Here is a 24,186-nt window from a genome sequence, read left to right as displayed (position 1 = left end):
GCTACAGCGTCCTTTGTGCGTTTGAAAAAGACGCACGGCGCTATAGAGGCCGCCACCGCTTTGCACCCCTCTGGCAAGGTCCGAGTGGCTTGCCTGCCGCGACGCGGGCGGGGTGTCCTTGCCGGCGTGGCGTGAGGAAGTTCACCTCAAATTGCTCTTCGGAAACAGCACGCGATCGGGTTTTGCATTCATCCGCGCCAGCATTTCCTTGATCAAGCGTGTCTTGGTGCGCCCCGCTTCCTTCGGCGGCACGAGGTAACGCACGATGGCCTCGAGCCAGGTGTTTTCACTGACGCGAAAATGAACCACGGGATGCTCCTTCACTTCGAGTTCGTCCACCGGCGTTTTCGATAGGATGTGTTTATAAACCTTCACCTTCTGGCTCATGATGTCGCCGATCTGCTCTTCCACGACCTCCCTCATGGTTTGCGCCACGAATTCCAGATCGCTTTCGTACGCGAGCTGGAACTTGATTTCGTTCCAGACATAGGGAAACAGCGGCCAGGAATAATTGAAGACCGGCGTGTCAAACACGGTGGAGTTCGGAAACTTGATGATGCGTCCGCTCGGATGATCGGTCCAAAGATATTCGCCGCCGAATTCCCACAACGTCGTGTCGAGATAGCTGACATCAATGACATCGCCATGGGCATCGCCGATGCGAATGCGGTCGCCAACGCGATAAGGCGCCCTGACCAGAATATAAATCCACGCGATGAAACTGGAGATCGGCATTTGCAGCGCAAAGCCGAGAATCAGTGAAATCAGGCCGAGCGAAACAACTGCGGCGTACCAGTTCACAAATAGGACTGAGATGGCCACGAAGACGATAGCGACGACTACGACCAATCGAAAAATGCGTTTCAGGTTAAAACGCGAAACACGATTGAGAATTCGGCCAATGAGAAAGACTTCGATAACGTTCGCGACGGTCAGGATAACGAAAATGAGAAGGCCGCCTCTGACGTAATTCAGCACGCGAACGCGCAAAGGCGCGTCAAGCCATTCTAAGCGCCAATTGATCAGGACTTGGATGCCAAAAAGCAGCAAGGCTGCGGCAGCGAAGCCAGCCGTCCACCAGACGTCTTCCGTGCGAAGGCTGAAGCGAAATTTTTCCTCAGGCTTCTTTGCCTTCTGTTGCATAGTTTTTGGATCAGCAGTCTGTTGCGCGGCCCGTTCGAGCCGGGAAAGGTTCTCCTGTTCCTTGTTGCGCCGCTCCATGGGTCACCCCGATGTGGCCATCCATGCCCAGCCAGTGCCTCCTCGTTCCTCGACGGCGGCATTCTGGTGATGCCTCGCCATATCACAAGGTTTGACTGGACAGTCCCGGGCAAGCCCGTCGTCCTTTCGAAGGCCTATGCTCGATCAAATTCGTCCACATGGCCTAAGACAGCGAGTTTATTATATCATCATCAAACACCAAATATCGGCACTTGCCTCAGGCATTTAGCAATTGCTGGGCCGATGGCTACCGGCCGTATGGGTCGCTTTCTCCGTACTTAAAAATCTTGCAGAGAGTGGACTGCGGAAGTTCGCCGCGAGCGCATCGAGTCACCGCTTTGCGGAAACGCTGACTCTGACACAAAAGCGTCAGCGATCCGGCGCGCTCGATGCTGGGGGATGAGGGGCAAGGCAAGACGACGACGCACCCGTTTGATGCCGCAAGGCTGCAGAACAAGGCCGCTGTCGACAGGCTTTACTGAGGTCGCGTTCCGCTCGCGAATAATCACTCTGCAGCTTCGACGAAGCGGTGGCGTTCGTAGAGGAACTTCAGCACCGCTTCGCGACACTTCAGGTATGTTCGATCGGAGGCGAGCTCGATGCGCCGGCGCGGACGGGCGAGCGGCACATCGAGGATTTCGCCAACTCGTGCAGAGGGTCCATTGGTCATCATCACGATGCGGTCGGAAAGCAGGACCGCTTCGTCGACGTCATGCGTGATCATCAGGACGGTATTGCCGAGGGTCGCGTGGATTTGCATGACCTGGTCCTGCAGATGCGCGCGGGTTAGTGCGTCGAGCGCCCCGAAGGGTTCGTCGAGCAGCAGCACCTTCGGTTCCATGGCAAGCGCCCGGGCGATGCCGACGCGCTGCTTCATGCCGCCGGAGACTTCCGAAGGGCGCTTGTCGGCGGCATGCGCCATCTGCACCAGCTCCAGGTTGCACATGGTCCACTCATGGCGTTCCTTCTTACTGCGGGTCTTGGAGAACACCTTATCGACAGCGAGCCGGACATTTTCATAGACGGTCAGCCATGGCAGCAGCGAGTGGTTCTGGAAGACGACGGCGCGGTCCGGTCCGGGTTCGTCGACCACCTTGCCGTCGAGCAGTACGACGCCGGTCGTCGCCTGCGTCAGCCCACCGACGATGTTGAGCAGGGTCGACTTGCCGCAACCGGAGTGGCCGATGATCGAGATGAATTCGCCCTTATCGACAGACAACGAGACTTGCTTCAGAACCTCGGTGCGCCTTCCGCCGCGTTCGAAGGTCTTGTCGATGAGTTCAAGTGAGAGATAGCTCTTGGGCATGAAAGCCTCCTTTTCCTTCAGGCGTTTGCAGTGCCGCGCGTCACTGCGCGACCGATCAGCGCGATGATGCGGTCGAGGAGGAAACCGACGATGCCGACATAGATCAGCGCCACGATGATGTCGCTGATCAACGACGAGTTCCAGGCGTCCCAAATGAAGAAGCCGATACCGACACCGCCGATCAGCATCTCGGCCGCGACGATCGCGAGCCATGAGAGCCCGATGCCGATCCGCAGGCCCGTGAAGATGTAAGGGGCGGCCGCCGGCAGCATGATCTTGTGGAAATATTCGAATCCGTTCAGTCGAAGCACCTTGGCGACGTTCCGGTAATCCTGCGGAATGTTGCGGATACCGACCGCGGTGTTGATGATGATCGGCCAGATCGCGGTTATGAAAATGACGAAGATCGCCGAGGGATTGCCGTCCTGGAAGGCGGCGAGCGAAAGCGGCAGCCAGGCGAGCGGCGGGACGGTGCGCAGCACCTGAAAGATCGGGTCGAGGCCGCGCATGGCCAGTGCGCTCTGGCCGACGAGCGTACCGAGCGCTACACCGACGGCAGCTGCCATCGCGTAGCCGAGCGCGACGCGCTGCAGACTGGCGAAGACGTGCCAGAACAGGCCCTGATCGACACCTTGGCCGGTGTAGAAGGGATGCACGATTAGTTCCCAACTCTCTTCAAGCACGCGCGACGGAGCCGGCAGGCTCGAGTCGGGCGACGAACAGACAAGCTGCCACGCGAGGATAATGAGCGTCAGCGTGACGATGAGCGGCAAAAGATTCGTGACGGTCTGCGCGGCAAGGCGCGCCAGGCGGCTGTCAGTGCGTAGGCCCGCCGGGTGCCCGAGAGCGATGACCTGAGCGGAAGGCTGCGGCGCCGCCTGCGGTTTGAGCTTGAGATTGGTGACGGACATGCCTTTCCTCCTGGAGCATTTTGCAGTCAGGTGAATCGCCTGACGCAGCACAAATGCGGCAAATACAACGGGATAGAGCGGCGGTGCGAACGCATGTGAGCGCACCCGCTCTAGGGTTCGGGTCGAGCGGCAGCCGGCTTTGAAGCCCGGCTGCCGCTGCGGCATCAGGCGATGCGGCTGATCGCCAGGCTCTTCAGATACGCCTCCGGATTCTCTGGATCGAAGACCTTGCCGTCGAAGAAGGTTTCCGGACCGCGCGACGTAGACGCAGGGATGTCGGTGACACCAAGCTCCTTCGCCGCCTCGCGCCATATATCCTCCCGGTTGACCTTGGCGATCAGCCCCTTGATGTCGGTATCCGATGCGAGCTTGCCCCACCGAATATTCTCGGTAAGGAACCAGGCGTCATGGCTCTGGAAGGGGTAGGAGGCATGATCGCGCCAGAACTTCATGAAATGCGGACTGTTCTCGACGACCTTGCCGTTGCCATAGTCGTACTCGCCCTTCAGCCGGTCGACGATGTCCTTCGGCGGCACGTTGAACCAACTGCGTTTGCCGACGATTTTGGCGAGCTCGTCCTTGTTGGCCATATCGTCGCACCATTGCGCGGCTTCTTCGACCGCCATGACGAGCGCCTTGGCGGCACGCGGGTTCTTCTCGACCCAGTCGGCGCGCATGGCGAAGGATTTTTCCGGATGCTTCGTCCAGATCTCTGCGGTGTTGACCGCCGTGTAGCCGATCTTCTGGTTGACGAGCTGCTCGTTCCAGGGCTCGCCGACGCAAAAACAATCCATGGTGCCGACCTTCATGTTGGCGACCATCTGCGGCGGCGGCACGACGATCGTCTCGACGTCCTTATCGGGGTCGATGCCGCCGGCAGCGAGCCAGTAGCGGATCCAGAGGTCGTGCGTGCCGCCGGGGAAGGTCATGGCGACCTTGGCGGCCGCGCCCTCGGCCTTCTTTTTTGCAAAGGCTTCCTTGAGGACCGACGCGTCGAGACCGACCTTCAGATCGGCGTAAGCCGCGCCGACCGAGATCGCCTGGGCATCGAGATTGAGGCGCGCGAGGATCACCATCGGCAGCGGCTGGTTGTTTTGCGTCACCTTGCCGGTCGAGATGAGATAGGGCATCGGCGTCAGGATGTGGGCGCCATCGATGCCGGCGCCGGCCGAGCCGAGCACCAGATTGTCGCGGGTCGTGCCCCACGAGGCCTGTTTCACAACCTCCACTTCGGTCATGCCATACTTGTCGAAGAAGCCCTTTTCCTTGGCTATGACAAGCGGGGCGGAATCGGTCAGCGCGATGAAGCCGAGGACGGCCTTCGTGGTCTCGGGACCGGCGCCCTGGGCAAAGGCCCCGGAGGGTAACAGCGTCTTGGCTGCGCCGACCATGGCGGCCGTCGCGGTCGTCTTCAGCAGGCTGCGGCGGGTCAGGCCGTCGATCGAAAACTTGGTCATGCGCACGTTCCCTCAATGTGTTGGCCGGTCGAAGCCGACAAAAAACGCCGCTTGGGCATTGCGCTCCTGGGGCTGGGAGGAATCCCCTTGGAGGCAAGGACCTTGCGACGTCGGTGTCTTTGGCAGGCGCTATCGGCGCCTGAGCTCGCTTCAATCGCCGTTGATCGAAGCACCGATGAAAAAGCAAGGCCCGTGCCAGTTTTGCGCCGTCACTAGATGGCGTTGAATCTAAAGAGAAAATGTAAGATTAGGGACCTGCCCAAAAAATGAACATTAGCACATAACGATGAAATATTGTGCGCTGCAGCACCAGGTTGGGTTCTCATCCCGCTTAGAAAAGCGGCGCTGCCGCTCAAATGTCATCGAGCGACGCTGTTGAAGCCGGCAGAGCACCGGATCAGCGAAACTCGAGCGCTTTGTTGCGCCTGCGGACTCGTAAACGTGGCATCGGAGCGCGTATTTCGGTGGGCCCCTTCAATCACTCCCCCATGCGCCCATCAGCATCTCAAGAAATCTCTCCGCCGCCGGCGACAAGGTGCCGCCCCGACGGCGGACCACGCCGATGGTACGCGATATCTCGGGATCGCCAATCGGGCGCGTGATCAAGAACGGATGGACATCCTGCGGGGTCGCCATGCGCGGTAGGACGGATATTCCGAGGCCGGCCTCCACCAGACCGAGGGAGGTGGACAGATGGGTCACCTCGTAGAACCAACGCAGCTTGATATTGGATTTTGCCAAGGCCGCGTCGAGCAAGGTTCGGTTGCCGCTCGATCGATGAACGGTAATCAGATGATAGGGCTCAAGCTCTGCCCAGCCGACCGCGGGCTTGGCGGCGAGGGGATGATCTCTGCGCGCTGCCAGCACGAAAGGGTCTTCCACCAGCCGGTCGAAGATCAAGTCCGGGTCCGACGTGCCCATGATATTTATGCCGAACTCCACCTCACCGCGTGCCACGGCTTGGAGGCCGTCGGTCGCGGGCAGGTCGAGGATACGAAAGCGAATGTTGGGATACTCCTCGTTGAACTGGCGAATGACGGTCGGCAGGAAGTAGAATGCTGCGGTGGGGAGGCATGCGATCGTTACCAATCCGCCTCGATTGGTACCAATGTCGCGTACCGCGAACAAGGAACCGTCGAATTCCTCCAACATGCGCCGCACAAGCGGAATGAGTTCTGTTCCGAGCGCCGTCGCCGACACATGCCTGGTCGTTCGCTCCAGCAGGGGCGCTCCAATCGCCTGCTCGAGTTTTTGAATCCGGCGGCTCAGGGCGGGCTGCGACAGGTGCAACGCATCGGCAGCACGATGAAAGCTCTCCAGCTCGACCACGCTCAAGAACGCCCGAAGATCAAGGATCTCGCAATTAATGCTCATCTTGCATCAATTTCCCGATTCTTAGCATTTCACAAATCAACCGTACTTCCGATAATTGGATCAAACAGGCCGATTGATACGGCGATGACATAATTCCAATGGAAGCACAAGCGATGAACGACCTGCTGGCGATCCCTTGCGTCCTGATGAGGGGCGGCACCTCGAAGGGTCCGTTCTTTCTGGCAAACGATCTCCCCGCGGAGGCCAGCGAGCGGGACAAGATCCTGCTGTCCGTCATGGGTTCGGGTCACCCGTTGCAGATCGATGGCATCGGCGGCGGCAATCCGGTGACGAGCAAGGTGGCCATCGTCGGACCTGCCACCATCCCTGGTGCTGACGTGGATTACCTCTTTGCCCAGGTGCGGGTCGACCAACAGATCGTCGACACTTCACCGAACTGCGGCAACATGCTTGCTGCGGTCGGCCCTTTCGCCATCGAGGCGGGTCTCGTTCCGGCTCGGGGCGAAACGACGCTCGTCCGAATCCACAACGTCAACACCGGCAGGATGATCGAAGCCGACGTTCCCACGCCGAATGGCAACGTCTCCTATCTCGGCGAAGCGGCGATCGACGGTGTACCGGGCAGCGCTGCGCCGATCGCGCTGACCTTCATGGACGCAGCCGGCGCGCGTACCGGACAGCTCTTCCCCACCGGCAAGCCTATCGATTCGATCGACGGTGTGGCTGTCACATGCATCGATTGCGCCATGCCGATGATGTTGGTCGAGGCTGGCGCGATCGGCGCAAGCGGCTTCGAGTCAGCGGCTGAACTCAATGCTGATAAGGAATTGCTAGGACGGTTGGAGAGGCTGCGCATCGCTGCTGGCGAACGGATGGGCCTTGGAGACGTGCGGTACCAGGTGACCCCGAAGCCCGTGCTCATTTCCCGGTCAAAGTCGGGAGGCGACATCAGCGTACGGTATTTCATGCCGCATCAATGTCACCCTTCGCTGGCGACGACCGGGGCCGTGGGGATTGCCACCGCCTGCATCAATGAAGGCACCGTTGCTTCCCTTCTCGTCGGCACGCGCAAACCGCCAGTGGTGCTTTCGATTGAGCACCCGAGCGGCCACCTGGACGTCAAGCTTCATGAAAGGGACGGCAAGATCGTTGCCGGCATCCTTCGCACCGCCAGGCGGCTGTTCGAAGGACATGTCTTCGCAAAACCTGTCACGCAACTGGGTTGCGCGGCATAATGATCGTGGCCGCCGGGAGGGCGCCACCAACAGGAGGAGAATATCATGCACAAGCTCATGCTCGCCCTCGCGGCAACCGTCGCCTTTGCCGGTTCGGCATTGGCGGATCCGGTCCGCATCAGCGTCGGTTCTTATAATCTCAACAATCTCCCCTTTCCGGTTGCCCAGGGGCTCGGCCTTTATGAAAAGGAAGGCCTGGAGGTGACCGTTGAAAACTTCGCATCGGGCGGGTCGAAGACGCTTCAGGCGCTTGTTGCCGGCTCGACGGATATCGCCGTCGGCTTCTACGACCATACGATCCAGATGCAGTCGCAGAAGAAGGCTGTCGTGGCCTTCGTGCAGCTCGCCCGCAATTCCGGGCTCGTGCTGGCTGGCGGCAAGAACAGCACTTTCGACCCGGCAAAACCGGAAACGATCAAAGGCGCAAAAGTCGGGATCACCTCGCCGGGCTCGTCTTCCGATTTCTTCGTCCGCTATTACCTGCAGCGCAACGGCTTGTCCGCGGACGACGTCTCGCTGATCGGCGTTGGCTCCGGCTCCGCCGCCGTCGCGGCCCTTGAACAGGGCAAGGTCGACCTCCTCGTCAACTACGACCCGGCAGCGACCTTCATCGAAGCCAAGGGCGTCGGCAAGATCGTGATCGACGGGCGCAGCGACGACGGTGCCAAGGCGATCTATGGCGGGATTTACCCAACCTCCGTCCTCTATGCCACACAGAGCTATATCGAGGAAAATCCGGAGACCATCCAGAAGGTCACGAATGCGACGGTCAAAGCGCTCGAGTGGATGAATAGCCACTCCGCGGAAGAGATCGTCGACAAGCTCCCGAAGGAGTTCATCTCCGGCGATCGTGACACCTACATCAAGGCGGTCGAGAACGCGAAGGCGATCTTCTCAAAGGACGGGCGCATCAACGAGGAAGATATCAAGACTCCGCTCGCCGTCCTGAAGAGCTTCAACGAAAAAGTCGCTGCGGCTGAAATCGACCTTACGAAAACCTACACGAACGAGTTCGTCGGCAAGGTCCCGAACGTCGCTGCCAACTGACAGGAGGAGGTCATCGCATTGGCCGTAGTTAAAACCGCACCCCCGACGGACAACCCTCATCAAGCAAAGTCGATGGTTTCCCTCGATTCGGTCACCATGGCCTTCGGCGCCTACGTGGCCGTGCAAGATGTGAACCTGAAAGTCTCCGATGGCGAGTTCCTCGCCATCGTTGGCCCCACCGGCTGCGGCAAGAGCACAATACTCAATGCCATTGCCGGCCTGCTGAAACCTGCGAGTGGCACCGTATCAATCGATGGTCAACCGGTGCGCGGGATCCAAAACGATATCGGTTATCTCTTCCAGCAGGATGCATTGCTTCCGTGGAAGACCGCGATCGAGAACGTGGAACTCGGTCCCATGTTCAAGGGTGTCGGCGCTGCCGAACGTCGCGAGCAGTCGATGAGATGGCTGGCGAAAGTCGGACTCAAGGGGTTCGAGCATCGCTATCCGCATCAGCTTTCAGGGGGTCAGCGCAAACGCGTGCAGATGGCCCAGGCGCTGATCACCGGCCCCAAGGTCATTCTGATGGACGAGCCCTTTTCGGCGCTCGATATTCATACCCGCCACCTGATGCAGAATGAGCTGTTGCGGCTTTGGCAGGAGGAACGGCGCGCCGTGGTGATGATCACGCACGACCTCGAGGAGGCAATTGCTCTCGGTGATCGGGTGGTGGTGCTTGCCGCCGGACCGCGCTCGCGCGTGATCGACAGCTTCCCCGTTGATCTCGAACGCCCGCGCGATGTCGCCGAGATCAAGCTCGATCCGCGCTTTATGGATCTTTATCGCAACATCTGGTCGTCCCTGCGCGGCGAAGTGGAGAAAAGCTATGAACGCCATGACTGAACGCTTCATCCAGGTCGTGCTGCTGGTGGTAATTGTCGGCGGCTGGCAATTAGGTGTCACAGCAGGCGTGATCGACGTCTTCTTTTTCCCGGCGCCGGTCGACATCTTCAACCAAGTAATCTCCTGGGTCGCAGACGCCAGCTTCTATAGCCATGTGGCCATCACCCTGACGGAAACCGTGCTGGGCTATTTGGTGGGAACGGCACTGGGCGTCGCGGCTGGTGTTTGGCTCGGTCTCAGCCGCTCTGCCGCACGCATTCTGGATCCCTTCATCAAGGGCCTGAACGCAATTCCCCGTGTCGTGCTTGCGCCTATTTTTGTGCTGTGGCTTGGCCTCGGGCTCTGGTCCAAAGTGGCGCTCGCCGTGACGCTGGTGTTCTTCGTCACCTTCTTCAACGCGATGCAGGGCGTGCGCGAAGTCAACCCGGTGGTGCTGTCGAACGCCCGCATTCTGGGAGCCAGGCGGTCGGACCTGCTCCGCCACGTCTACTTCCCCGCAGCGGCAAGCTGGATTCTGTCTTCGCTGCGCACTTCGGTCGGCTTCGCCGTTGTTGGGGCGATCATCGGCGAGTATCTCGGTTCTTCCGCCGGCCTCGGCTACCTCATCGCACAGGCCGAAGGCAATTTCGATGCAGTGGGCGTCTTTGCAGGTATCTTGATCCTCGCGATCTTTGTCCTGATCATCGACAGCGTACTGGATCTAGCAGAGAAACGCCTCATCAAGTGGCGTCCGAGCGCATCCGAACGCCCGGCTTGAAGCGCACCTTTGACCCGGCACTCGACAAGCCTATCGACGCGCGTTCTCCCCTTCGGCCATGAAGGGGAGAACGCTGGCGCGAGCGTTATATGATGCAGCTAATTTGGCAACCGCTCGTGAGCTGGGTCCGTCTGTCACCGTTGTCGTGCGCTGCCCGTGCTAATGTTCAATGGCCGGGTGGATTCGCGTAAGGACTGCTCCGACCGGGATGGATGACAAATACGACGAAGTTGCTCGACTCGTCGGGTGGCTGACCTCAGACCGCTCGCAAATGTGTGATGTCGTTCCACTTCATAGGGCGTCTGCTCGCTAATTCACGATCGTCTTACTGGGCGCGCCGTAAGACAGCATTGGCCCCACTGCCGGATTTTCGGTTGCGCTGTCGGCGAATGCGGCCTTGGGTCGATTCCCGACGGACTCATGTGCCACGAACAGACTTGCCCGCAAATCACCCCCGCAAACGACCACCATGAAGGCCCGGCGCGGGACCGGGCCTTGCTCCTCAAGAGCGAGGATGCATCACGCCGCGTAGCGGCGCTGTCCGAGCATCGGGCTGGCGGCGGATCCGTCGCTGAGGTTGAACTGAGCGAGCAGCGCATTGAGCGCCGCCGCTTCCTGGGCGAGGCCGTGGCTTGCGGCCGTCTGCTGCTCGACCATTGCCGCGTTCTGCTGCGTGCCCTGGTCCATCGTGTTGACCGCCGTGTTGATCTCCTGAAGACCCGTCGACTGTTCGCGCGTCGCGGTGACGATGGCGCTCACATGTTTGTTGATCTCCTGCACCTCGGCAACGATCGCCTGCAGCGCCCGGCCCGTATCGCCGACCAGTGTCACGCCGGAGCGGACCTGCTCACCGGACGTGGTGATCAGCGCCTTGATCTCCTTGGCTGCATTGGCCGAACGCTGAGCGAGCTCCCGCACCTCTTGCGCGACGACGGCAAAACCCTTGCCCGCCTCGCCCGCCCGCGCCGCTTCGACGCCGGCATTGAGCGCCAGCAGGTTGGTCTGGAAGGCGATGTCGTCTATCACACCGATGATGTTGGAGATTTCGACCGACGACTTCTCGATAGCGTGCATCGCCTCGACGGCGTTCTGCACGACCGCGCCCGACTTCTCGGCACCGGCACGGGTGCGGGCGACCAGCGCGCCGACCTCCTCTGCTCGATGCGCAGAGTCCTTGACTGTCGTGGTGATCTCCTCGAGCGCCGCAGCCGTCTCTTCGACGGATGCGGCCTGCTGCTCGGTGCGGCGGGCAAGATCGTCGGCGGCCGAGCGGATCTCGCTCGCGCCCGCATCGATCGCGCGGGCGTTGGTGCCGACGGCGCGCAGCGTGTCGTGCAGCTTGGCGACCGAATGGTTGAAGTCCGCCCTGAGGCGATCGAGACGATTGGCAAAGGGGCTGTCGATACGGTGGGCGAGATCGCCGTCCGCCAGCCGGCCGAGGCCGGTCGCAAGCGCGTCGACCGCATGCTGCACTTCCGCCGCATCGCGCGCCTTCTGCGCTTCGCGCTCCAGGCGCTCCCGTTCCGACAGGGAGCGGTTGGCATCCGCCTCGTCCTCGAGCCGCTTCCGCTCGACGGCATTCGCGCGGAAGACCGCGACGGCTGCCGCCATGGAGCCGATCTGATCGCGGCGCTCCTCGCCCGGAATTGCGACATCGAGTTTGCCGGCGGCGAGTTTCTCCATCGCGCCGGTCATGTCGGTCACAGGGCGAATGACGAGGCGGCTCAAGAGGGTCGCGAGGAAGGCGATCATGGCGCCGACGGCGAGAAGCGTCGCGATCGTCGCGGCCACGCGGAACTGGCTGATCGCCGAATAGGCGACGTCCGCGTCGAGGGCGAAGCCGACATACCATTCGACCGACGGCAGGCCGTTCACCGGCACAAAGCTCACCAGCATCGGCTTACCGGCGAGTTCGGTGTGCATGATGCCGCTACCGATCGCCGGCGTGGCGACCGGGAATGCATCGGCAAGCGTCTTCGTCACGAGCTTCGCATCCGGATGGACCAGGATCTGCCCGTCCTTGCTCGCGAGAAACGCGAAGCCTTCTCCGCCAACGTCGATGTCCTTGATCATCGACACGAGGGTCTTGAGCGAGAAATCGCTGCCGGCGACGCCATAGAGCTTGCCTTCATTCTTGACCGGCACTGCGGCGCTGATGATCAGGTCGCCGCTCGATGCGTCGATATAGGGCTCGGTGAGCACGCGGGCATCGGCCTTCACCGCCTGCTGATACCATGGACGCTGGCGCGGGTCGTAGCCCTCCGGCAGCTTCATCTCCGGCCAGGTGATGAACTTGCCGCTCTCGTTGCCAACATAGGTCGACATGAACTCGCCGGTCAGGACGTCGTTTTTCAAGACGCCCAGAATGGCGCCTTCATCAGCTGCGTGCCCGGCAGCATCAGCCGCCATGGCCGTCAGCGTCACTCGGCCGTTCAGCCAGTTGGCGACGCTCTCGGCCGCCTGATTGCCGGACGAGGAGATGTTCTCTTCGACCGCCCTCGTCGTCGTTTCACGCTGAAGCGTGTCGATATAGATGGAAAAGCCAGCAAAGGCGCCGACGACAACGCAGGACGCGGCAACAAGGATGCGCGTCATGAGATTCGATCGTTTGGACAAGATGGGGCTCCTCGGAGTGGCCGGCGTCATCCGCCGGACATGAGCTCACGGTGATTTCCCCGCGCGCAAGGGACCGGTCGCCGGGGCGACGGGCAAGAGACGGCGGGAAAACGGTGGGACATGCCGCAAGGGCAGAGCCGGCAAATGCTTCATGCGGCCGGCGGCCCTGCACCAAGCATGCGTGTTGCGGTCGCTTGGCGGCTAGGCCTACTGCGGCCGCACGCTAGCGAACGGTATTTAAGAAGCAATTAAAGTTTGACATGAGTGACGTCGGAATGCCGGCAGTGCGGCCGCTTTCTTCCTTATCGCCGCATGAAAGCTTCAAATGCCGCGCGCGCCTCGGCACTCTTCAGCTGCGCAGCAAAGTGCTCCGCTTCCTCATCGATGCGGGCAAGCACATCCTGGCGGTCGCCGCGAATGAGATCCCGGGCGATACGCAGCGCCTCGGGCGGCTTCTTGCCGAGGCGTGCCGCAAGCGAAAGCGTCTCGTCCTCGACTGCTTCCTCATCGACGATCTTCCAGATCAGCCCGGCCTTGAGCGCCTCGGCGGCCTCGAGCGGTTCGCCGGCGGCCAAAAGGGCGAAGGCGCGCTGATGCCCCATGATGCGCGGCGCAAGCAGGCTGGAGGCGGCTTCAGGAACGAGCGCCAGATCGACGAAGGGGGTTTTGAAGAGCGAACGGGTAGAGGCGACCGTCAGGTCGCAATGGAGATGGATCGTCGTGCCGATGCCGATTGCCAGACCGTCCACCCCGGAAACGATTGGCTTCGTGGCACCCGCGAGCGCCCGAAGAAACTCAAGAAGGTCGCTTCCCATGCTGCCGCCCATGGCGACGGCGAGAAAATCGCCGAGATCGTTTCCAGCCGAAAAGCAGCCTGGCGTTCCGAGGAATGCAGTGACGCGGACGGCCGGGTCCGTGCCGGCCACCGTCAGCGCATTGGTCATCTTCGCGTACATGTCGCGGGTGATGGCATTCTTTTTTTCCGGCCGATTGAAGCGGATGACCTGGACGCCGGGATAGGCTTCCGGCCGTTCGACGAGCACGTGGTCGGTCATGAAGTGTCTCCCTAGCCTAATTTAGTCAAGCACGGATCGAGCGGCGGCAAGGCTCGCGGCGCCGTTGACGACGCGATCCTTGAGCGCGGCCGTTTCGGCAAGCAGGTTTTCGGCTGCGAAGCGGCAAAGCGCCATGCGCTGATCCTCTTTTCCGTCGCCGGTTTCGGCAAGCCCACCCTTGGCGAGATAGACGCCAGTCAGCGCGAGGCCGAAGAGGCGCTGATAGGCGGTCGCGCCGGCGAGCGCTTCGGCAAGCTTTCCCGCGCCAAGCGCCGAGAGCAGCCAATCGGTCGCGTCAGCGAGATCGGCGATCGACGCGTCGAGCCGCGCCGCGGTTTCGCCGAAGCCTGGCCGGTTCGATGCCGCGACGGCAGCGGCGATCTGCCGGAGCTCGGCGAGGAAGCCGCGCATATGGTCGCCATCGGAGAGCGGCAGCTTGCGGGTAACGAGGTCGATCGCCTGGATGCCGTTGGTGCCTTCGTAGATCGGTGCGATGCGGGCATCGCGAAGATAACGGGCGGCCCCCGTCTCCTCGATGAAGCCCATGCCGCCATGCACCTGGATACCCATGGAGGCGACGTCGACGCCGGCATCGGTCGCGAAGGATTTCGCGATCGGCGTCAGCAGGCTCGAACGCTCCTGCCAGTGGCGCGCATCTTCACCTGTGGAGACATGCGCCATGTCGACGGCGTGGGCGCAGGCATAGGCGATCGCCCGCGCCCCTTGCGTAAGCGCTTTCATCGTCAAAAGGGTGCGGGCGATGTCCGGATGCTCGATGATCGGGCTCATGCCCTCGCCGCTCCACCCCGGCGCCCGCCCCTGCGTGCGTTCCTTCGCATAGGCGACCGCCTTCTGGGTGGCGGCTTCGGCGATGGCGACGCCCTGCATGCCGACGGCGAGCCGGGCATTGTTCATCATCGTGAACATGCAGGCGAGTCCGCGGTTTTCCTCGCCGACGAGATAGCCGATCGCGCCTCTTTCATCGCCGAACTTGCCGTCGCCGTAGATCATGGTGCAGGTCGGCGACCCGTGGATACCGAGCTTGTGTTCGAGCGAATGGCAGAAAAGATCGTTGCGGGTGCCGAGCGAACCATCGGCATTGACGAGGAATTTCGGCACGAGAAAGAGCGAAATGCCCTTGGTGCCGGGTGGAGCATCGGGCAGTCGCGCCAGCACGAGATGGATAATGTTGTCGGTGAAGTCGTGCTCGCCCCAGGTGATGAAGATCTTCTGGCCGAAGATGCGATAGGTGCCGTCGTCGCGGCGCTCGGCACGGGTCTTGAGCACGCCGAGATCGGAGCCTGCATGCGGCTCGGTCAGGTTCATCGTCCCCATCCACTCGCCGGAGACCATCTTCGGCAGGAAGGTCGCCGTTAAGTCGTCGCTGCCGTGCTTTTCCAACGCCTCAATCGCACCCATGGTCAGCGTCGGGCCAAGCGCGAAGGCCATCGAACCGCTGTTCCACATCTCCATGGCGGCAACATGCAGCATATGTGGCAGGTTCTGCCCGCCGAAGTCCTCGGGCGCGGTCAGGCCGTTCCACCCGCCGGCGATCCAGTTATGGTAAAGGTCGCGCCAGCCCTCGGGCGTTTTCACCGCACCATCAATCAGCCGCGCTCCCTGCCGGTCGCCGACGTCGCCGAGAGGTGCCACCTCTTCGCTCGCGAAGCGGCCGGCTTCGGCAAGGATCGCGTCGACCAGATCCTCGCCGAGTTCCCCGAATTTTCCGGCGGCGAAAGCCTCGTCCATGCCGGCGACGTGCTTCAGGGTGAATGCGATCTCCTCGACCGGTGCCTTGTACATGGTGCCTCCTCCTGCGCCTCCGCAGCCTCGCCGGGCCGTGTCGCTCGTCTTGCATGCGCCGCAGACTATCGATTTTTACGTGAACGTCAACGTCAACCGAGGCGCTTCCGACAGCGAAAGAATGTAACAAAACTGTCATCACGGACGAATAGAAGCCATCCCCAATGGCCGCTTCCAAGGCGCTTCGATGAATCTGATTTCTCCCGAAATACCCGGCCTTGTCTGGGCGTACCGGTTCGTACCCGGCGAAAGCCGATGTCAGCGCATTGCCGCCGACTCGCCGGTCGAAAATCTCGAGGCCGGGGAAGGCTGGATCTGGTTGCATCTGGCGCTGAGCGACGCGCGCACGCCGGCACTGATCGAGCGCATCGGCAAACTACCGCAGGGGGCAATCACCACTCTCACGAGCCATGACACTCAGGCGGCGGTTACGGTCACGGAGGACGTGGTCCACGGCACGCTCGTCGATTTCGAACGAACATTCGACACGATGACAAAGACGATCGGCTGGCTGCATTTCGCCGTCAGCGACCGGATCATCATCACGACACGTCTGCATCCGCTAAGAAGCATCGACCGCGTGAAGGCGGCTGTCGAAAAGAGCCCCAAGTGCAGCCGCCCGATCGACCTTTTCGAGATGCTCGTCGTCGAATTCCAGCGCACCTTGATCACCCTGGTGCTGGAACTCACGGAGGAACTGAACGTCATTGAGGACCATGTCTATGGCGAAGCCGGACATAGGCAGCAGCCGGGACTCGCGCCCCTGCGCCGCACGGTAGTACGGCTGCACCGGCACTTGCGGACGATCCTTGCTCTATTGCGTCGGGCCGGCGCCTCGGAGGAGGACGAGGTGCCTCCCGGCTTCATCGACGTCACGGAACGGCTTTCCGACCGCCTGGAGGCGGTCGACCGCGACGTCTTCGCGCTTCAGGAACGGGCAAGGCTGCTGCACGAGGAGATCGACAGCAAGCTTTCCTCCGAGACGAACCGGCACCTCTATATCCTGTCGCTGATGACAGCCTTCCTGCTGCCGCCGACGCTGGTAACCGGTTTCTTCGGCATGAACACGGGCACCCTGCCCTTCTCCGACGGCAGCGGCACGTTCTATGCGGGGATGATCATAGCCTTTTCCATGGGCCTTGCCTGGCTCATTCTCAAGCGTATCGGCATTCTTTAGGCTGGTGGTGTGCGCCGATGTCCCGCTCGCCTGCCCCGGGGCGGCCACAATCCAGAGCCGAACCGCTGCCGAAACTTTGCCGCCTAAGGTCGGTGTACAGACGCGGCCGTCTCGCGCAGATTGGCCGAGGGGCTGAGATTTACGACCTTTTAACGGTAAGTCGGCAATCTCAGAGAATGGAAAAGCGGGGAATCTCGATCCTAGGGATGATCTTGCGCCTGGCGGCCCTGATGGGCCTGGCCTTAGCGGCGGCGAATGCACGCGCCGACACGGTCGAGCCGTGGAAAGAGCGGCAGAACGCCATCATCGTCGACGCCTACGAGATGAACAGCATCGATTGGGAAGCGATGCTGACGGACAAACGTATCGCCGGCTTCATCGCCAAAGCCTCCGACGGTTTGCCGGAAAGCTTTAGCTGCACCGGCGACCACGGCGGCGATACGGTCGCCCATTGCAAGACGATGTGGCGCAAGTATGCGGTGAGCCGGGAGCTCTATCAGACGCGCCGGATGATCGCCCGCTCGCAGGGCCTGCTCTGGGGCGCCTATCATCTGGCACGGCCGGGCAATCCCGTCGACCAGGCCAATCACTTCCTCGACTATGCGGATCCGCGCGACGACGAACTGATGGTCCTCGACATCGAGGGGATCGATCCCGAGAAATACATGTCGCTAGAGGATGCGGCGATCTTTGCCGGGCATATCAAGGCCCGCACCGGGCGCTACCCGATTCTCTACACCAATCACATCACCGCAAAACATATTGCGGCCAATCGCTACAAGCATAGGCTGCTGTCGCGTCTGCCGCTCTGGTACGCGCGCTACAAGCCTGAGATCCGCGATGTCTTCCCAATGGGCAATTGGAACGACTACGCTTTGTGGCAATTCTCGTCGGCGCACAATTGCGGCAAGAAGCGTTGCCCCTATCGCGTGCCCGGCACACTCAACGATATCGATGTGAACGTCGCCGCCATGACCGTTTCAGCGCTGAGGAAAATCTGGCCTCACGGCGGTCTCCTGCCGGAAAAGCCGCCGGTCCTCACCGTCATCGCCTCGGCGACAGCAGGCACAGCGCCAGAGGCCCATGCGGCAGCAGCGGTGCCGCTGACGCAGCCATTGCTCATCAGCCGGGCCGAGGCGGAAAGCGGATCAGGTGCGGGAGTCGACAAGACTGTCACGGGCGCCATTGCCGTAAAGGCGGCCGAGGCGCAATTGCCCAACCAGGCACAGCGGCGGTAGCGGGCCGCGCCCACCGCGTCCCGCCCAACCGACGATCAATTTACGCTTCGATCTGGACGTCGCCGAGCGGTCGCGAGCAGCAGGCGAGGATATAGCCCTCCTCGATCTCGTCATCGAGGATGCCGCCATTGTGGTTCATCTCGACATCGCCTGAGATTTTCATCACCCGGCACGTGCCGCAGATGCCGCCCTCGCAGGCCGCACCGATCCTGACGCCGCTGGCGCGTGCCGTCTGCAGGATCGTCTGACCGGCAACCGCCGTTACCTCCTTGCCGCTCATGGTGAAGCTCACCTTCGCCGCCTCAGTGCCCGCTGCCAGTCCGGCGCGGACTGCAAGCTCCTCGGCAGCGGGTGCGGCCGCCGGCTGGAAGCTCTCCTGATGGTAGCGCGCCATGTCGAGACCGGCGGCCTTCAGCATTTCTCGGACACCGCGCATGAAGGGCTCGGGCCCACAGCAGAAGACGGTCCTTTCCAGGAAATCCGGCGCGAGCAATGGCAGCTTCGTCGCGTCGATGCGGCCGCGCAGGCCGTGCCAGCCGTGCCGCGCCTCGTGTCCCTCCACCAGAAAGCCGAGATTGAGCCGAGGCATCTGACGGGCGAGGACCTCCAGCTCCGACTTGAACAGGAGATCGTCCGGCCGGCGCGCACAGGAGATGAAGGTGACATCGGTTTCCGGCGCGCAGTCCGCCATCCAGCGCGCCATCGACATCATCGGCGTGATGCCCGAGCCGGCCGAGATGAAAAGATACTTCTCGCCGGGGTGGCGGACGAAGCTGAAATCGCCGAGCGGCCCGAGCGCCTTCAACGCCATGCCCGGCTTCAGATTGTCGAACATCCAGCGTGTCCCGATGCTCCCCGGCTGCGCCTTGACGGTGACGGCGACCGAAAGCGGGCGCGACGGCGAGGACGACAGCGTATAGGTGCGCATCACCGGCTCCTCGCCGACCGGCAGTTCGAGCGTCACGAACTGCCCCGGCAGGTAGCGGAACCAGGCCGGTTTGTCGGAGCGGAAGGTGAAGGTCATCACGTCCGCGGTCTCGGCGACCGCCGAGATGCATTCGAGCATGTGCTGGCGGTCTCTCCAGGGATGGAGCTCGTCGAAATGGTGGAAGGAGCGTGACATTTCCATGGGTTATGCCACCCGCGAGAGACGGGCGGCTCCGCCCTGAAGACGATCCTGCATGAAACTCGAATACCACTCGACGAACTGCATGACGCCGCCCTCGTGCTCGGCCGAATAGGGCCCCGCCTCATAGGCAGGAGAGCGGATGCCGAAGGCGTTTTCCTCGACGATCTGCCGGTCCTGGTCGTTGGTCTCCGTCCAGACGTGGGTCAATTCCTCGAGCGCATAGTCGACGCCTTCGACCGCCTCCTTGTTGACGAGCCATTTCGTCGTCACCTGGGTCAATTCCGGCCCGAGCGGCAGCACGCGGAAAGTAATCGCGTGATCGCCGAGGATGTGGTTCCAAGTCGTCGGATAGTGGAAGAGCAACAGCGTGCCGATGCCGCTCGCATTTATTTCGCCGGAGAGCTGTTTGCGCACGGCCTTCTGGCCGGACATGGTATAGCTCTCGGCTCCGTTGATCAGCGGCATTCTCGTCATCCGGAACTGGCCGGTCGGTGCAATCTTGAAGGCGCTCGGCAGGCCCGCCGCTTCGCACTTTTCCCAATGGGCGCCGATTTCCGGGTCGTCCATCGCGCCCTGGACACCTGTCACCGTCGGAGCCTCCGGATAGGTGCGGCAGAGTTCCGGGTGGTTTGCGGCGCAGTGGTAGCACTCGCGGTTGTTCTCCCAGACGAGCTTCCAGTTGCCCTTCTCGACGATCGTGCTCTCATAGGCGACCTTGGTCTCGCCGAGGCGATGCGGCGCGAGATAGCCCGCGACCACCTCGCGGAACGGCTGGAAATCCATCGGCTGGTCGGCAAGGCTGATGAAGATATAGCCGCCGACGGTCTCACAATGGACCGGCTTCAGGCTATGCTCCGCAGGGTCGAAGCCTTCCGGCATCTGCCGGGCGAAGAGCAGCCTGCCGTCAAGCTCGTAGGTCCATTGATGATAGGGACAGACGAGTTTGGCCGAGGAGCCTTTGTGCTGCGTGCAGACGCGCGATCCGCGGTGGCGGCAGGAATTGTGCAGCGCCCGGATCTTGCCTTGCCGGTCGCGCACGATGACGATTGGGTAATCGCCGACCTGCACGGTGAAATAGTTGCCGGGCCGCGGGATTTCGCAGTCGTGGCCCATGAAGAGCCAGTCCTTGTACCAGATATGCTCCAGATCCTGACGATAGTAGTCCGGGTCGACATAGAAGGCCCGATCCAGGCTATAGCCCTCCCGGCGGGCCTTCAGCTTGCGCAGCATATCGTTCTGTGTGTCCATGCCCTTGTCCTCATTCACCCTGTTTCGGAGAGGCAGGACTGGAGCCCGCGCCGGCCGGATATGCCGCAACGCCAAGGCCCGATCCGGCTGCCCGCCGCAACCAGTTACGGTCAATTTTCGCGTCAAGGCTGGTTTCCGGGCTCTGGAGCCGTCCGCCAAGGACCGCCCGGCGCCTTCCCGGACAACATGTCCAGTGGCCTTTTGCCGAGGCTTTTGCTCCACCACCGTTGCGGGGGCAGCGCCGGGATTTGACCGGCTTCCCAATTCTCCGCCCTCCCTAAAAGGCGGCACCTTGAGTTGCCCGTATCTAAGCCTGCGGCCGGTTCGCGCAACTGCCGATCCGCGACATCCAATTCCAGAATGACGACAGCCAAAGCACGGCGGGGCAGATGTGTTCGTAAGCGGGATTATCTATAACAAACAAGACGATATGAGAAAAATTGAGCAAGTGACGATTTTTTCGGCAGCACCATTCCCAACGCGAATATGCCTTGTCTCTTTGCGACGCCTCCGGCCGCAGCGGCGCACGCCCGATCGGACAAAACGCTCTGTTAACCATGATGCCCTACCCTGCGCCGAGGGATTACCGAACCAGCGAACAGGACCAGGCGCAGACGCCGATGGCAAAGCTCCGATATTATGACGCGGCCGATAAGGCGCCGGCCGAAACGCCGAAAGCTGCGGTCCACACCGAGTTCTTGCGGACGGGCCGCATCGACCGGCGCCGCCAATGGATGCCCGAACAGCGGCGCTATCTGAGCTATGCGGAGGTCGCGGAACAGACGGGCCGGAAACTGGCGGCAGCGGGTGAGACCACCCACCGGAGGATCAACGCCTTCCACGCTTCGATCCAGTTCCCGAAGATGGTCTTCCATCGCACGCTCGCGAGCAGCCCCCATCTCGGCTATTGCCACGTGACCGCCGCGAAAACCCGCCTCGCCCGGGCGCATGAGGTCACCTGGTCTTTCTATTTCGCGAATTTCTTCTCGGAGCTCGGCGACGAGACACACTTCTTCGACCGGATTCAGACGGGTTATTCGCGCATGTATTTCGCCGTCGCCATCGAGCCTGATGAAGCGGGGCGCATCCTCATCAATCGCGACGTGCGCGGCAACGGGTTGATCTTCCAAACCCAGGATCCGAGAGTGGCGCTCAAGAACGTGCTGATGCTAGGCGCACGCGACGATGCGCTGCGCCGGATCATCCGAAGGCTTTGACGGCGATCGCTTTTTTCCGCGTGCCGTTCCCCCAAGAAACCGCTGCACGCTTTATGAGCGACACCATTAAAGAAGAAAATCGTTCTGTTTTTCCGGCGCCTCCATTAAGGAAGCGACGGAAAGGATCAGAACCGCCATGGCCGAAATCATCGACACGCGCATCGAACCGGATCGGGCGATCGAAAGAGCCTGCGCGGTTCTTTCCGACGGCGAACCGGTCGCGATCCCGACGGAAACGGTTTACGGCCTTGCCGCCGATGCCACCAATGCCGATGCGATCAGCCGCATCTATGAAATTAAGGGGCGGCCGCGCTTCAATCCGCTCATCTGCCATGTCTCCGACATAGCAATGGCCGAGGCGCACGTGACGTTCGATCCGGTTTCCCGGCAGCTTGCCGAGGCCTTCTGGCCCGGACCTCTGACGCTGATCCTGCCGCAGCGGCCGGAAAGCACTGTGCATGCGCTCGCTTCCGCCGGTCTCGATACGCTCGGCATCCGAATGCCCGACGGCTTCTCGCGCCGGGTGATCGCTCGCTTCGGACGGCCGCTCGCCGCGCCGAGCGCCAACACTTCGGGCAAGATCAGCCCGACCAGTGCTGCCCATGTGGAGGCGGACCTCGGCTCGAAGCTCAAGCTCATCCTTGATGCCGGAGCTTCCGAGATCGGACTGGAATCAACCATCATCAAGGTGGAAGATGGAAAGCTCCGTTTGCTCAGGCCCGGCGGACTCGACGCGGCGGCAATCGAGGCGCTCACCGGTCTCGCGGTGGAGCGGCCCGAATCCGCCGGCGCGACCATCGAGGCGCCGGGCATGCTCGCCTCGCACTACGCGCCGGGTGCCGCCGTGCGGCTCGATGCCGAAGACGTTCGCACGGGCGAGGCCCTGATCCGCTTCGGCCGAAAGGCGTTGCCCGGCGAGAGTGACGCCGTGATCGTCATGGACCTGAGCCCCGGCGGCAGTCTCAGGGAAGCGGCCGCCAACCTTTTCGACTATATGAAAAAGGCGGATGCGAGCGGCGCCGCGACGATCGCCTTCGGCCCCATTCCGAACGAGGGGCTCGGCGAAGCGATCATCGACCGGCTGCAGCGAGCGGCTGCGCCGCGCGCTTGATCCTCCGCCGCGGGCCAAGAAGACACCCCGATCCAAGGCAGGACCATGACGACTATCATTCCTTCCCCCGAACTGATCGCATCCTTTACCGATATCGTCGGCCCCGGCAATGCGCTCGCCATGCCAGCGGAGATCGCGCCCTATCTCGTCGAATCGCGCGGGCTCTATCGCGGCACGACGCCGCTCGTGCTCAGGCCTGGCTCAGTAGAGGAGGTTTCTCGTATCCTGCAGCTCGCCAGCGAGACCCGCACGCCGATCGTGCCGCAGGGCGGCAACACCGGCCATGTGGCAGGCGGGGTCCCGCGCGAAGGCAAGGCCGATGTGGTTCTTTCGCTCGAACGGCTGAACCGCATCCGCGACATCGATCCGGTCGGCAACGTCATCGTCGCAGACGCCGGCTGCATCCTCGCGGATATTCAGAAAGCCGCCGACGACGTCGATCGGCTTTTCCCCCTGTCGCTCGGATCCGAGGGCTCGGCGCGGATCGGCGGCAATCTTTCGACCAATGCCGGCGGCACGGCCGTGCTCGCCTACGGCAACATGCGCCAGCTTTGCCTGGGATTGGAAGTGGTGCTTCCGACCGGCGAAGTCTGGGATGGCCTGAGGCGGCTCAAGAAGGACAATACCGGCTACGATCTGCGCGACCTCTTCATCGGCGCGGAAGGAACGCTCGGCGTCATCACCGGAGCCGTCCTGAAGCTCTTCCCGAAGCCACGCGGGCATCAGGTCGCCTTTGCCGGGGTCAAGGGCGTCGAAGACGCGCTCGCCCTTTTCGAACGGGCGTCAAGCCTTTGCGGTCCGGCGCTGACGGGTTTCGAACTGATGCCGAGGCTCGGCATCGAGTTCACCACCCGGCACATTCACGGCGTGCGCGACCCCATGGAAACGGTCCATCCGTGGTATGTGCTGATCGACATCTCCACGCCAGATTCGGCCGAAAGCGCGGAGCGAATGGTCGAGAGCCTGCTTGAAGCGGGCATCGCCGACGGCTTCATCGAAAACGCCGTCATCGCCCAGAGCGACGGACAACGCAAAGCGCTCTGGCACATGCGCGAGAGCATGTCACCGGCACAAAAGCCCGAGGGCGGCTCGATCAAGCACGACGTTTCGGTTCCCGTCTCGAGTATCCCCGCCTTCATGGCAGAGGCCGACGCGATCGTCACGAAGGCGGTACCCGGAGCGCGGATCTGCGCCTTCGGTCACGTGGGCGACGGCAATATCCACTACAACATCTCCCAGCCGGTGGACGCCGACACACAGGCCTTTCTCGGCCGCTGGCGCGAGGTGAACGCGATCGTTCACGCCATCGTGCTGAAGTACAACGGCTCGATATCGGCTGAACACGGCATCGGTCAGTTGAAACGCGACGAGCTCGCGGCGATCCGCTCTCCCATCGAGATCGAGCTCATGCAACGGATCAAGCATGCCTTCGATCCGGCCGGAATCATGAATCCCGACAAGGTGCTACGCGCGGATTGAA

Annotated in this window: 19 protein-coding genes and 1 riboswitch; of the genes, 9 read left to right on the top strand and 10 right to left on the bottom strand. The window is 62.0% G+C overall.

Annotated features, from left to right (window positions below):
- Nucleotides 1–141: 141 nt before the first annotated feature.
- The 5 genes from AYK65_RS04385 to AYK65_RS04365 form a co-directional block, all read right to left on the bottom strand.
- Entirely contained in the window at nt 142–1,221 is a 1,080-nt protein-coding gene (locus AYK65_RS04385; RefSeq protein ID WP_081157964.1) for a mechanosensitive ion channel family protein, read from the bottom strand.
- Between the two features lie 505 nt (nt 1,222–1,726).
- Nucleotides 1,727–2,527: an ABC transporter ATP-binding protein gene (locus AYK65_RS04380; RefSeq protein ID WP_081157963.1), complete on the bottom strand. Its 801-nt coding sequence runs from the start codon at nt 2,525–2,527 to the stop codon at nt 1,727–1,729.
- Nucleotides 2,528–2,544: 17 nt separating this feature from the next.
- Nucleotides 2,545–3,438: a nitrate ABC transporter permease gene (gene ntrB, locus AYK65_RS04375; protein ID WP_046118451.1), complete on the bottom strand. Its 894-nt coding sequence runs from the start codon at nt 3,436–3,438 to the stop codon at nt 2,545–2,547.
- Nucleotides 3,439–3,602: 164 nt separating this feature from the next.
- Nucleotides 3,603–4,895, bottom strand: coding sequence for a CmpA/NrtA family ABC transporter substrate-binding protein (locus AYK65_RS04370; protein ID WP_081157962.1), 1,293 nt, complete (start codon nt 4,893–4,895; stop codon nt 3,603–3,605).
- 474 nt (nt 4,896–5,369) lie between these two features.
- Nucleotides 5,370–6,269, bottom strand: a complete 900-nt coding sequence (locus AYK65_RS04365; RefSeq protein ID WP_081157961.1) for a LysR family transcriptional regulator — start codon at nt 6,267–6,269, stop codon at nt 5,370–5,372.
- A 113-nt stretch (nt 6,270–6,382) separates the two neighbouring features.
- Between AYK65_RS04365 and AYK65_RS04360 the strand changes: the two genes are divergently transcribed.
- From AYK65_RS04360 to AYK65_RS04345, 4 genes are all read left to right on the top strand, one after another.
- Nucleotides 6,383–7,465, top strand: coding sequence for a 4-oxalomesaconate tautomerase (locus AYK65_RS04360; protein WP_081157960.1), 1,083 nt, complete (start codon nt 6,383–6,385; stop codon nt 7,463–7,465).
- Nucleotides 7,466–7,510: 45 nt separating this feature from the next.
- Complete coding sequence (locus AYK65_RS04355; protein WP_081157959.1) at nt 7,511–8,512, top strand: ABC transporter substrate-binding protein; 1,002 nt, start codon at nt 7,511–7,513, stop codon at nt 8,510–8,512.
- Between the two features lie 72 nt (nt 8,513–8,584).
- Nucleotides 8,585–9,355 (top strand): ABC transporter ATP-binding protein, encoded by a 771-nt coding sequence (locus AYK65_RS04350; protein ID WP_046118454.1) that lies wholly within the window; start codon nt 8,585–8,587, stop codon nt 9,353–9,355.
- A complete protein-coding gene (locus AYK65_RS04345; protein WP_081157958.1) occupies nt 9,339–10,112 on the top strand; it encodes an ABC transporter permease in 774 nt (257 codons plus the stop codon). Before AYK65_RS04350 ends, AYK65_RS04345 begins: the two co-directional genes overlap by 17 nt.
- Before the next feature lie 519 nt (nt 10,113–10,631).
- Here AYK65_RS04345 and mcpU read toward each other — a convergent pair.
- The 3 genes from mcpU to AYK65_RS04330 all read right to left on the bottom strand — a co-directional run bounded on the left by mcpU (nt 10,632) and on the right by AYK65_RS04330 (nt 15,586).
- Nucleotides 10,632–12,728, bottom strand: coding sequence for a methyl-accepting chemotaxis protein McpU (gene mcpU / locus AYK65_RS04340; protein ID WP_081158072.1), 2,097 nt, complete (start codon nt 12,726–12,728; stop codon nt 10,632–10,634).
- 302 nt (nt 12,729–13,030) lie between these two features.
- Nucleotides 13,031–13,783: a crotonase/enoyl-CoA hydratase family protein gene (locus AYK65_RS04335; RefSeq protein ID WP_046118455.1), complete on the bottom strand. Its 753-nt coding sequence runs from the start codon at nt 13,781–13,783 to the stop codon at nt 13,031–13,033.
- A 21-nt stretch (nt 13,784–13,804) separates the two neighbouring features.
- Nucleotides 13,805–15,586: an acyl-CoA dehydrogenase family protein gene (locus AYK65_RS04330; protein WP_046118456.1), complete on the bottom strand. Its 1,782-nt coding sequence runs from the start codon at nt 15,584–15,586 to the stop codon at nt 13,805–13,807.
- A 187-nt stretch (nt 15,587–15,773) separates the two neighbouring features.
- Between AYK65_RS04330 and AYK65_RS04325 the strand changes: the two genes are divergently transcribed.
- Complete coding sequence (locus tag AYK65_RS04325; RefSeq protein ID WP_046118457.1) at nt 15,774–16,763, top strand: transporter; 990 nt, start codon at nt 15,774–15,776, stop codon at nt 16,761–16,763.
- A gap of 176 nt (nt 16,764–16,939) precedes the next feature.
- Nucleotides 16,940–18,001 (top strand): glycoside hydrolase family 25 protein, encoded by a 1,062-nt coding sequence (locus AYK65_RS04320; protein ID WP_026612946.1) that lies wholly within the window; start codon nt 16,940–16,942, stop codon nt 17,999–18,001.
- A gap of 40 nt (nt 18,002–18,041) precedes the next feature.
- On the opposite strand, the gene AYK65_RS04315 is transcribed toward AYK65_RS04320, so the two are convergent.
- Nucleotides 18,042–19,130, bottom strand: a complete 1,089-nt coding sequence (locus AYK65_RS04315; protein ID WP_046118458.1) for an FAD-binding oxidoreductase — start codon at nt 19,128–19,130, stop codon at nt 18,042–18,044.
- A 3-nt stretch (nt 19,131–19,133) separates the two neighbouring features.
- Nucleotides 19,134–20,378, bottom strand: coding sequence for an aromatic ring-hydroxylating oxygenase subunit alpha (locus tag AYK65_RS04310; protein WP_046118459.1), 1,245 nt, complete (start codon nt 20,376–20,378; stop codon nt 19,134–19,136).
- A gap of 109 nt (nt 20,379–20,487) precedes the next feature.
- Nucleotides 20,488–20,688: riboswitch (cobalamin riboswitch) on the bottom strand.
- A 310-nt stretch (nt 20,689–20,998) separates the two neighbouring features.
- On the opposite strand from AYK65_RS04310, the gene AYK65_RS04305 reads away from it, so the two are divergent.
- The 3 genes from AYK65_RS04305 to AYK65_RS04295 all read left to right on the top strand — a co-directional run bounded on the left by AYK65_RS04305 (nt 20,999) and on the right by AYK65_RS04295 (nt 24,185).
- Nucleotides 20,999–21,595 (top strand): DUF6656 family protein, encoded by a 597-nt coding sequence (locus tag AYK65_RS04305; protein ID WP_026612949.1) that lies wholly within the window; start codon nt 20,999–21,001, stop codon nt 21,593–21,595.
- A gap of 136 nt (nt 21,596–21,731) precedes the next feature.
- Complete coding sequence (locus AYK65_RS04300) at nt 21,732–22,706, top strand: L-threonylcarbamoyladenylate synthase (RefSeq protein ID WP_081157957.1); 975 nt, start codon at nt 21,732–21,734, stop codon at nt 22,704–22,706.
- 45 nt (nt 22,707–22,751) lie between these two features.
- Nucleotides 22,752–24,185, top strand: a complete 1,434-nt coding sequence (locus tag AYK65_RS04295) for an FAD-binding oxidoreductase (protein WP_026612951.1) — start codon at nt 22,752–22,754, stop codon at nt 24,183–24,185.
- Nucleotide 24,186: the final 1 nt, after the last annotated feature.

The sequence above is a fragment of the Ensifer aridi genome (assembly GCF_002078505.1).
Taxonomy (GTDB): domain Bacteria; phylum Pseudomonadota; class Alphaproteobacteria; order Rhizobiales; family Rhizobiaceae; genus Sinorhizobium; species Sinorhizobium aridi.
This window is presented reverse-complemented; position numbering and strand designations above follow the sequence as displayed.